Genomic DNA, 9,535 nt, shown 5'->3' on the forward strand with positions numbered 1-9,535 from the left:
ATCTCGCTAAAAGACCCCTCGCCGAACCCGACCTCTCCCGTTTCGGCAAGCGTCTGGATGAGCATGTTATAAGGGTTCGGGCAGGTTCGCCCTCCTCGCAAAGGACCTCATGGCGCGTCAATCAAGACTCTCGACGCGGCTGTCAGCCGCAAGCCTCGTCCACCTCGGCGCGCCGCGCCTGGCCGACCTGCTGATCGAGGCCGGCGCCGGAAACCCGAACCTGAAGCGCCGCCTTCGTCTCGAACTGGCGGCCGAGGCGGGGCCTGATGTCCTGGCCCTGGAGATCGACAAGCGTATCACCGCTCTCGCCGCCGCCCGCACCCGCGTGTCATGGCGCAAGCGCGGCGAGCTGATCGAGGACCTCAACGCCCACTTCCGGATGACCGTCGAGCGTCTGTCGCCGGAGGCGCCGGCCGAGGCGCTCGCCGTCCTCATCCGCTGGTTCGACCTCTATCCGGGCCTGGCCGCCCGCGTGAAGGACACACGGGGCGAACTCCCCGCCGCCTTCGAAGCGGCCGCGCCTGATCTCTTCGCGCTCGCAGAGGCTGGCGGCGACAAGGCCCTGCAGGATCTGGTCGACGCCCTTGAACGGCGTCCGCAGGACTATGGACGCTGGATTTCCGCTGCAAGCGACGCCCTGGGCCCCGTCGCGGCGCGCCGGCTGCTGGACGGCCTGGACGCCTCGGCCAGGAAGACCCCGGCAGGCCGGAACCTGCTGCGCCGCCTCGCGGACAGGGCCGGGGACCTCGATCTCTGGCTGTCCCTCGTCACCCCCGAACAGGCCGGTTCGCCCGACATAGCCGCGGACATCGCCCGCCGCCTTCTGGACGCCGGCCGCGTCGCCGAAGCCCGCGCCGCCCTGGAAGCCCCCTTGCGCCCCTCCCCGCTCAACCGGCGTTGGACCTTCGGCCATAACCCGAAGGAGGGCGCGCCCCGTCTGACCCCGGCCTGGGAAGCCGCCTCCATCGACGTGCTCGAGGCCGAAGGAAACCGCCAGGAGGCCCAGGACCTGCGGTGGACCCTGTTCGAGCGCGACCTGGCGGCCCCGGTTCTGCGCGACTACCTCTCGCGCCTGCCCGATTTCGACGACGTCGAGGCCCTGGACCGCGCCTTCGCCCATGCCTCCAGCCACCCTGACTTCGAGGCCGCCATGCGTCTTCTGATGGACTGGCCCGCTCACAGGGAGGCGGCCGCCCTCGTCCTGGCGCGCCCCCGCGAGGCGCGCCAGGCTCGCCCGATGTCTGCGGACTGGGCCTCCCGTCTGGCCCAGCGTTATCCCGAAGCCGCCGACATCCTGGCCAGCTAGGCTCTGCGGTCAGGCCAGGGTCCTGAAGGTGATCGAATAGCGCAGGGCCGTCATCGGCGAGATCGAATGCTCCCAGTCCCTCCGCGCCTCGCCTGACAGTCGATAGGCCGATCCAGACGCCAGGGGCGCGGCTGACCGACGCCATCCCGTCCCGTCTTTCCGGCGCAGGCGCATGACGCAGGGCGCGAGAAAGGAGACGCCGAGGATCTCCCCGTAAATCGGCCGATCCCGGTGCCAGCCGATGCCGGCCCCGGGAGCGTATTCATTGATCAGAGCCTGGACGAAAGCCGCCTCGTCCAGATCGAGCCGTCCCGTCAGACGTCGCAGCAGGTCTTGCAGAAACGCCGGCCAGGGATCCGCGGCTTCCAGCCGGCCCCGCTCCAGGTCGTAGCGACGTCCGAAGGCGGCGATCCGCCGGAAGCCCTGGTAGCCCATGTGCTCATAGGGGCTGAAGTCCAGCCCCTGCAGTTGCTCGACCACCGCCGCCTGCTCCGCCCCGGTCAGGACCTCCGGCCAGTAGTCGAAGCCCGGTGGAACGGCAGGCGCGCACACGTGGCCGAACAGATCGGCCTGAGGCATGACCGTCACAGCGCCAGTTCGCCCAAGTCAGGCTTCGCCGAGGCCTTCTCCAGATTGGACAGGGTCACCCCGACCAGGCACACGCCCCTGGCCGGAGGATAGAGGGACCGCACCAGCAGGCGGGCGATCTCGCGCAACCGCGCCTTCGAGGCGACCGGCTCATTGAAGGAGCGGCTCCGGGTCGATTGCTGGAAGTCCGCCCACTTGACCTTCACCGTCACGGTCCGGCCGAGCGACCCGGCCTTTTCGCACCAGGCCCAGACATCGTCGGCCATCTCGTCCAGACCGGCCTCGATCGCCGCCGGATCGACCAGATCCCTGGCGAAGGTGGTTTCCGATCCGCTCGACTTGCGCTCGCGATCCGGATTGACCGGGCGCTGATCCTCTCCCCGCGCCACGCCATGATACCAGGCGCCGGACTTGCCGAAGTGATGCTGCAGGAAGGCCGGGGACTGACGCCTCAGGTCCGCGCCGGTCTCTATGCCCAGGCGGTTCATCTTCTCCGCCGTGACCGGCCCCACGCCATGGAAACGCTTGACCGGCAGGGCTTCGACAAAGGCCTCTCCTCGCCCGGGCGGGACCACGAACTGGCCGTTCGGCTTACGCTGGTCCGAGGCCAGCTTGGCCAGGAACTTGTTGTAGGAAATCCCGGCCGAGGCCGTCAGGCCCGTCTTCTCGAGGATGCGCGCGCGGATTTCCTCCGCCGTCGCCGAGGCCGTCGGCAGTCCCCGGATATTGGCGGTGACGTCGAGGTAGGCCTCATCGAGCGACAGGGGTTCGATCAGATGTGTGTAGTCGGCGAAGATGGCGTGGATCTGCGCCGAGACGGCGCGATAGACCTCGAACCGGGGCGGTACGAAGATCAGCTCAGGGCATTTCCGCAAGGCCGTGCTCGACGGCATGGCCGACCGCACGCCGAACCTGCGCGCCTCATAGCTGGCGGCGGCGACCACGCCGCGCGAAGCGGCGTGGCCGACGGCGACGGGACGACCGCGCAGGGCGGGATCGTCCCTCTGCTCCACCGAGGCGAAGAAGGCGTCCATGTCCACATGGATGATCTTGCGAGGCGCGGCGACGTCCATGCGCCACGCCTAGCAGAAAAAGAACAAATCAGGAACTACATCCCCGCCTGACAATGGCGTTTTCAACATCAGGCGCCATGCCAGGATACGGTCCCACCCGCTGTTCGCAGCCGCCGCATTCCTCGCCGGCCCCGCGCCGGAGCCCCCACGCATGTCCGGGACGGGTTCCAAAAAGGCTGATTGCGCCCGCTGCCGGACAGTAGGAACGCGGCCTCCAGCCGGCTGTTCGACAGGCGTGGATCAACAGAGGGAGACACGTCAATGGACCGAGACAAGGACGCCGACCGCTGGGGCGGCCCGGGCTCAAGTCACCAGAACCGGCAGGCCCCGCAGCCCGATCCCGTGGTGAAGGACGCCGAAGATCCCGATCATCTGTCGCCTCGCAGCCAGGTCTCGGGCGGCGGAGGCGAGAAGGATGTGCACAAGGGTCATTCGGCCGAGGCGCGTTCGACACGGCAGGCGTCCAGCGAGGAGAAGCGCCATGAACGCGACAATCGCCAGTAAACGCCTCGGTCCTTCGAGCGACGAAGCCCGCTGGGCCCGTCGCCTGAGCCCGGACTAGCCCCGACCGCCCGCCTTCATCCGACCGCGTCGAGCCGCAAGGCTCCGCCATCGAGGCCCGTCTCCACCGGAGACGGGCCTTCGTCCTGTTCGCCCGACGAGCCGGGCGTACTGAGGCGGCTCAGGGTTTGAGGACGACCTTGGTCCACTCATTGGGATTGTCGTGGAAGTTCTTGTAGGCCGTCGCCGCCTCCTCGAGGGGAAGGCGATGACTGATGAGGTCGGTCGTGTCGATCTGACCGTCCATCACCAGCTCCAGCAGCTTGGGCAGGTATTTCTGCACATGGGTCTGCCCCGTCTTCAGGGTCAGCCCCTTCTGCATGAAGGCGCCGATCGGCAGCTTGTCGCCGATGCCGCCATAGACACCGGGCATGGAGATGCGGCCGCCCTTGCGGCAGGCCATGATGGCTTCGCGCAGGACGTGCTGGCGGTCCGTGCCCAGTTTCGTCTCCTGCTTGACCGCATCTATGATGTTGTCCGACGCGAAACCGTGCGCCTCCATGCCCACGGCGTCGATGCAGGCGTCAGGGCCGATGCCCGCCGTCATCTCCTTGAGGGCCTCCAGCACCTTGACCTCATGATAGTTGAGCACCTCGGCGCCGTTCTGTTTCGCCAGGGCGAGACGGCGCGGATGGTGGTCGATGGCGATCACCCGCGCCGCGCCCATGTGGATGGCGCTCTTGATCGTGAACAGGCCGACGGGCCCGCACCCCCAGACCACCACCGTGTCGCCCGGCTCGATCCCGGCGTTTTCCGCCGCCATCCAGCCGGTGGGGAAGATGTCCGACAGGAAGAGCACCCTCTCGTCCTCGATACCGTCAGGCACGACGATAGGTCCGACGTCCGAATAGGGAATGCGGGCGTACTCCGCCTGCCCGCCCGCATAGCCGCCGGTCAGGTGCGAATAGCCGAACAGCCCCGCCGCCGGGTAGCCGTAGGCGACCTCGGAGGCGTCGGACTTGTCGGCCGGATTGGAGTTGTCGCAGGCGGAATACTGCTCCTTTCCGCAGAAGAAGCACTGGCCGCAGGCGATGACGAAGGGGACCACCACCTTCTGCCCGACCCGCAGGCTGGTGTTTCCGCGCCCCACCTCGACCACCTCGCCCATGAACTCGTGGCCGAGGATGTCGCCGCGGTGCATGCCGGGGATGACGCTGTCATAGAGGTGAAGGTCCGAGCCGCAGATGGCGGTGGCGGTGATCCTGATGATGGCGTCGCGGGGATTGACGATCTCGGGATCGGGGACCGTGTCCACCCGGACATCGTGTTTGCCGTGCCAGGTCAGTGCGCGCATGGAATTCGTCCTTGAGGTTCAGCCGCGGGGCGCGGCGGCGGGAGCCTGGGAGGTGGAAACCTCCCCCGTCTCCATCAGCTGTTTGAAGCGGCGAAGCTCGCGTCGGGCCTGGATGCGCGGTTCGCGCTGCATCACCTTGGCCACCAGCTTCCCCACGGCGCCGGCGGGCGGGTCATAGCTGATCATGACGCGGACCTCGGTCCCTCGCCCGAAGGCGTTGTCGCGGAACTCGACCCAGCCCTCGTGATCGACGTCCGCCGCCTCCGTGGACCGCCAGGCGATCTTCTCGCCCGGCCGGTCTTCGACGATCTCGGTTTCCAGTTCGACATCCATGCCGCCGGGCCCGGCTATGACCCAGTCGCGTCCGTCGCTGCTGACGGACCGGACATTGGCCATGAAAAGAGGAAGGTTCCGGAACTCGCGCCAGAAGGCGTAGAGCTCGGATCGGGGCCGGTTGATCATGACGGCCTGTATGGACGAGGAGGCATGATCCCCGTCATGGACGTCCTGGTTCAGAAAGCCTGTCGACGCCATGTCCGCGTCAGTGCTTGTCGGCTGCGTCTGCATGATTTCTCTCCGGTTCCGGGGAGGCGCGGCCGCCTCCGCCCATCATAGTTTCCCGCGCGCCTTGGCCAGCTCGCGAACAAGCCTGGTCCGTGTCTGGTCAAACTGCGCCTTCTCATCGGCGGCCCGCGCTTCAAGGTTTTTCATCTCGGCGCGAACAGCCTCCGCGCTGTCGGCGTGAGCCCGATCAAGCGCCTCCAGTTCGTTCTCGAGGCTCCGAACCCGACGCTGCTCCGCCGCGGTCGGTCGCTTGCGCGCCTTCCGCCGCGCCGCCCGGGGACCGGCCTGGCCGACATCAACCGCCAGCCCCCGCTCGACGACCTCACCAGGGCGCGCCCGAGCCGCCTCGGCGTCCTCGGCTTCGGGCGCCTCCCTGGCGAGCCCGGAAGCGAAGATGTCTTGCTGAATGCCCCAGGCGGCCAGGGCCTTGGGTCGGGAGGGGGCGGCCACCGTGAAACGGTGAAACCCGTCCGACCATTCAAAGACCTTCAGCCTGGGCGCCATGTCGCCTAGCCGGAAATCGCGGCCTGGATCTCCTGGGCCTTCTGCAGGTGAGCCTCGATCTTCGGCAGGACGGTCCGAGCGTGGGCCGCCAGGGCCGGCGCATCCATATTGTCGGCGAATCCGCGATGCAGGGTCACGGCCTCCTGGTGGGCCGCCACCTGCTGGTCGATATAGACCTTGTCGAAGTCCGCCACGCCCGCCGATCTCAGATTGTCCAGCAGGCCCTTGCGACGCTGATCCAGCTCGGCGGGCGGCGCGACATCCGGAGCCGCGGAGGCGGCGGCCGTCTTGAGGGCGGCGGCGGCGGCGGTGTGATCGGTCTTGATCATCTGGGCCAGGGCCTTGACGTCGGCCCGCTTGGCGCGCTCCAGGGCGATGTCGGCCGCCTGGATCTCATACATGTCTCCCATGGCCGCGCCGGGCACATAGGCGCTGACGAGGTTGCTCCCCATGGTCGCGGCCGAGGTCTGGCCGACGGGTGCGGAGACCGCGTCCTGGGCCTTGTCGACCGCTTCGTTTCCGCCCTGCGGGCTGCATGCGGACAGAAGCGCGGCGGCGGCGGCGGCGGCGGCGGCGGCGAAGGTCGGGGCGTGTCGCATGGTCATGAGCTCCTTGTGGATGTGACAGACGAAGCGCACGTCGGGCCGGGGGGTTTCCAGCGACCGCTACCGGTCACGACGAGGCCCCTGCGAGCCCCGCGCAGCGGGGCTGCCCGACACTGTCGGAAAGGCGACACAAGGCCCATCCACCGCCTGCGCCCCGCCGGAACCTGCGCAGGGGCGTGTCCGTTGGAAAGCCGCCGGCCGAGCGCTGGGGGTCTCGGTCCGCCGAGAGCGCCAAGGCGAAGCCTGCGCTCGCCCCGTCGCCCCGTTCGAGCGGCGGCGGGGCTCCTAGGCTTGGTCTAGCCCCAGATCACGACGGAGACCGGCGAGAAAGCCCCGGGTGACCTCCATGGACGGGCTCTTCCCGACCTTGTCGTCCGCCTGGAGCAAGAGGCGCCGCACCTCCTCCTGGTCGAGAAGTCCCTTCTCCACGAGGGTGTCGAGCAGGGTCAGGTTGAGGGCGATGGAGGCGAGCGAAAGCGCTCCGGACTGCTGGGCGTTCATGAGGGGCGTCCTAGCGGTGAGACAGGGCTATCCCTGTCGCAGAGGTCCGTTTCACACGCTCTCTACCCGACACAGGGAGCCCTTGCGGCGCTTGGCGCGTCAGAGGAGCCCTGGCCGTCAAGCGACGTCTTTCATGGAGGAACCGGAGGCCCCATGCGTTTCTTGCGAGACAACAGCCTGACCCTTGTCCTGACGCTCTTCTTCGCCCTCAGCATCCTGGGCCACGCCCTCGCGGGCTGGCGCGTCGAGACGGCGGAGGCCCTGCGACACGGTCAGGACGGCGGCACGCTGATGGCATACCTGGGAAGCGCCCCCTTCCTGTCGACCGTCTTCGAAAACTGGGAGAGCGAGTTCCTGCAGATGGCGGCCTATGTGGTCCTCACGGCCTTCCTGATACAGAAGGGCTCGTCCGAATCCCGGGATCCCGAGGCTCCGCCGCGCGACGCCGACCTGGCGGCCCAGGCCCGAAAGCCGGGCGCGCCCGCGCCGCTGCGCTGGGGCGCCTTCTCACGCGCGGTCTACGCACGTGCCCTGGGTCTGGCGCTGATCCTGCTTTTCATCCTCTCCTTCCTCGTCCACTGGACCCAGAGCGCGCGAGCGGCCGGCGAAGAGGCGCGGCAGCATGGAGAAGCCGCGAAGGGCGCTCTCGCCTATCTCGCCGACCCGCAGCTCTGGTTCGAGTCCTTCCAGAACTGGCAGAGCGAGTTCCTGTCCACGGCGGTGCTGGTGGTCCTGTCGATCTTCCTGAGGCAGCGCGAGTCGCCCGAATCCAAGCCGGTCGCCGCCCCCCACGACCACACCGGCGACTAGGCGGCGCCCGCCAGAGCAGCGAGCGCCAGCGCGTCCGCGGCGGCCTCGCCCGAGGCGGTGTTGTCGAAGACGACCCAGCGCTCGGCCCCGGCGGTGCCCGCCGCCATGACCCTTTGCAGGATGGCCTTGAGCCGCTCGCCCCCGTAGGCCGAGCGATACATGTCCGGACTGCCGTGAAGACGAAAATAGACCAGGCTTGCGGCGCCGCCAGGCCGGCCCGCGCCCGGCGCCGGCTCCGGCTCCGGATCGGCCGCGACGCGCGCGACCTGGCGCGAGGCGAGCCAGTCATCCGCCGAGGCCGTGAACCAGGAAGGATGTCGCGGCTCCAGAACGATCGACGCCTCGAGCAGGGCGCGGCAGGCGTGCAGGAAGGAACCTGTCCGGGTCTCGTCAAAGGCCAGGCCGGGCGGCGTCTGGATCAGGACGGGCCCCAGGCGATCGCCCAGCCCCCTGAGATCGGCGGCCAGGTCCGCGAGCAGGCCTTCGCAGTTCTCCAGCTTGCGACGGTGCGTGATCTCGCGCGGCGCCTTGACGGCGAACCGAAAATCCGGCGGCGTGGCGGCGGCCCAGCGCTCAAAGGTCGAGACCCGGTGGCGGCGGTAGAAGGTGGAGTTGATCTCCACGGCGCCGAGCCGGCCGGCGTAGCGTTCGAGCCCGCTCCCCTCGACAGGAAACCGGTCTCTCACCCCGGCCGGTATGGCCCAGCCCGCCGTGCCGACACGAAGCTTCATCTCGCCGGGGGTCTCCGCCGGGGCGGCCTGCATGGATCACGAAGCATCGCGACGGGCCGCCATGCCGGGCGTGGTCGGCGCGAGCTCCTCCGCCTGGGTCTTGGGGGGCGGACCATCGGTTCTTTGAAGGCCGTCGTCGGGCGTCTCGCGGATCGAAAGAATGGAGTCCCCGCTGTTCAACAGCGGGGCGGCGGCGTCCGCCGCCTGGGCGTCCGTCGGAGAAGGCACCCTCAGCTTGCGCTCGGCGCCATGGGCGTCGGCGACGACGATCTCATAGAATTTCATGTCCATTCCTCACCTGGCTCGGGATTGTCTGTACGACCGCGAAGGACCTGGGCGTCCGGCCGCTCGCTGCTCCCGGGTAGCGCTTCGGCGGCCCACGCGTTCCGGAGGCGTCCTCGAAACGGCGGATCGGCGAGCCAGCGGCTCCCCCGGGAACAGGCGAGGGCTCCGGGCGCTTGAACCCACGAACACCCGGCCAGAAGGAAGGCGCTCCGATGAAATCCGCCGACAAGCCGCCAGTCCTGCGCAACCCCCGGCGCCTCCTGCAGTTCGGAGGCCTCCTCCTTCTGCTCCTGGCCCTTGTCTACCTCGCCACGGCATTGACCGGGTTTCTGAGAAATCAGGAAAAGCGACCCGACCCGCGAATGACGGGCGCCGAGGCGCCCCTTGAGCGAGCTGCAGGCGATTGAAGTTCGCGCTCAAAGAGTCGGAAGCCGGACCCATGGAACGCCGCCGCATGGGTCTCGTTACGCCCTCCCGATGAACAGAAGGGAGACTGTCAGCTTCGATGTTTGCGGATCGCGTCTACGATCAGGACTTCTTCGCCGCCATGGCCGACCGCGGCTTCTATGTCTTCACGTCGCCGCCCTGCCCTGCGGCGGCTCCGGCTAAGCGCCCGGAACCGGTTGCGCCGGACCCTCTTCCGAACAAATGCGGTCAGGACGTCGTCCAGTCCGCCCCGGCCGTCCCTGCGCTGGCCGAGGCGGCCTGAGACC

The 9,535-nt window shown here is 68.5% G+C and carries 14 protein-coding genes; 5 read left to right on the forward strand and 9 right to left on the reverse strand.

Features of this window, described 5'->3' with window-relative positions:
• Window positions 1-109 precede the first annotated feature (109 nt).
• Complete coding sequence (locus B3K53_RS05390) at window positions 110-1,306, forward strand: DUF6880 family protein (RefSeq protein WP_292083083.1); 1,197 nt, start codon at window positions 110-112, stop codon at window positions 1,304-1,306.
• Window positions 1,307-1,315: 9 nt separating this feature from the next.
• On the opposite strand, the gene B3K53_RS05395 is transcribed toward B3K53_RS05390, so the two are convergent.
• Window positions 1,316-1,885: an alpha-ketoglutarate-dependent dioxygenase AlkB gene (locus tag B3K53_RS05395; RefSeq protein ID WP_292083084.1), complete on the reverse strand. Its 570-nt coding sequence runs from the start codon at window positions 1,883-1,885 to the stop codon at window positions 1,316-1,318.
• A gap of 5 nt (window positions 1,886-1,890) precedes the next feature.
• The gene (dinB, locus tag B3K53_RS05400; protein WP_292083085.1) at window positions 1,891-2,967 is read right to left on the reverse strand and encodes a DNA polymerase IV; all 1,077 of its coding nucleotides are present in this window, start codon (window positions 2,965-2,967) and stop codon (window positions 1,891-1,893) included.
• Between the two features lie 261 nt (window positions 2,968-3,228).
• Between dinB and B3K53_RS05405 the strand changes: the two genes are divergently transcribed.
• A complete protein-coding gene (locus tag B3K53_RS05405) occupies window positions 3,229-3,471 on the forward strand; it encodes a hypothetical protein (RefSeq protein ID WP_184269176.1) in 243 nt (80 codons plus the stop codon).
• 178 nt (window positions 3,472-3,649) lie between these two features.
• Here B3K53_RS05405 and B3K53_RS05410 read toward each other — a convergent pair whose 3' ends face one another.
• The 5 genes from B3K53_RS05410 to B3K53_RS05430 all read right to left on the reverse strand — a co-directional run bounded on the left by B3K53_RS05410 (window position 3,650) and on the right by B3K53_RS05430 (window position 6,996).
• Window positions 3,650-4,822 (reverse strand): zinc-dependent alcohol dehydrogenase, encoded by a 1,173-nt coding sequence (locus tag B3K53_RS05410; protein ID WP_292083087.1) that lies wholly within the window; start codon window positions 4,820-4,822, stop codon window positions 3,650-3,652.
• 18 nt (window positions 4,823-4,840) lie between these two features.
• Complete coding sequence (locus B3K53_RS05415; RefSeq protein ID WP_292083088.1) at window positions 4,841-5,356, reverse strand: SRPBCC family protein; 516 nt, start codon at window positions 5,354-5,356, stop codon at window positions 4,841-4,843.
• Between the two features lie 75 nt (window positions 5,357-5,431).
• The gene (locus tag B3K53_RS05420; protein WP_292083089.1) at window positions 5,432-5,890 is read right to left on the reverse strand and encodes a hypothetical protein; all 459 of its coding nucleotides are present in this window, start codon (window positions 5,888-5,890) and stop codon (window positions 5,432-5,434) included.
• Window positions 5,891-5,895: 5 nt separating this feature from the next.
• Window positions 5,896-6,489 carry a DUF4142 domain-containing protein gene (locus B3K53_RS05425; RefSeq protein ID WP_292083090.1) on the reverse strand — a complete coding sequence of 198 codons (594 nt, stop codon included), beginning with the start codon at window positions 6,487-6,489 and terminating at the stop codon, window positions 5,896-5,898.
• Between the two features lie 291 nt (window positions 6,490-6,780).
• Window positions 6,781-6,996, reverse strand: a complete 216-nt coding sequence (locus B3K53_RS05430) for a hypothetical protein (protein WP_292083091.1) — start codon at window positions 6,994-6,996, stop codon at window positions 6,781-6,783.
• Between the two features lie 153 nt (window positions 6,997-7,149).
• Here B3K53_RS05430 and B3K53_RS05435 point away from each other — a divergent pair, with 153 nt between their 5' ends.
• Complete coding sequence (locus B3K53_RS05435; RefSeq protein ID WP_292083092.1) at window positions 7,150-7,806, forward strand: DUF6766 family protein; 657 nt, start codon at window positions 7,150-7,152, stop codon at window positions 7,804-7,806.
• Here B3K53_RS05435 and B3K53_RS05440 read toward each other — a convergent pair.
• Together B3K53_RS05440 and B3K53_RS05445 are read right to left on the reverse strand one after the other, a co-directional pair.
• Complete coding sequence (locus B3K53_RS05440) at window positions 7,803-8,570, reverse strand: DUF72 domain-containing protein (protein ID WP_292083094.1); 768 nt, start codon at window positions 8,568-8,570, stop codon at window positions 7,803-7,805. The two genes, B3K53_RS05435 and B3K53_RS05440, sit on opposite strands and share 4 nt — an antisense overlap.
• 3 nt (window positions 8,571-8,573) lie before the next feature.
• Complete coding sequence (locus tag B3K53_RS05445; RefSeq protein ID WP_292083095.1) at window positions 8,574-8,822, reverse strand: hypothetical protein; 249 nt, start codon at window positions 8,820-8,822, stop codon at window positions 8,574-8,576.
• A gap of 212 nt (window positions 8,823-9,034) precedes the next feature.
• On the opposite strand from B3K53_RS05445, the gene B3K53_RS05450 reads away from it, so the two are divergent.
• Entirely contained in the window at window positions 9,035-9,229 is a 195-nt protein-coding gene (locus B3K53_RS05450) for a hypothetical protein (protein WP_292083096.1), read from the forward strand.
• A 98-nt stretch (window positions 9,230-9,327) separates the two neighbouring features.
• Entirely contained in the window at window positions 9,328-9,531 is a 204-nt protein-coding gene (locus tag B3K53_RS05455; protein WP_292083097.1) for a hypothetical protein, read from the forward strand.
• Window positions 9,532-9,535: the final 4 nt, after the last annotated feature.

It is taken from the genome of Brevundimonas sp. UBA7506, assembly GCF_002479495.1.
GTDB lineage: Bacteria > Pseudomonadota > Alphaproteobacteria > Caulobacterales > Caulobacteraceae > Brevundimonas.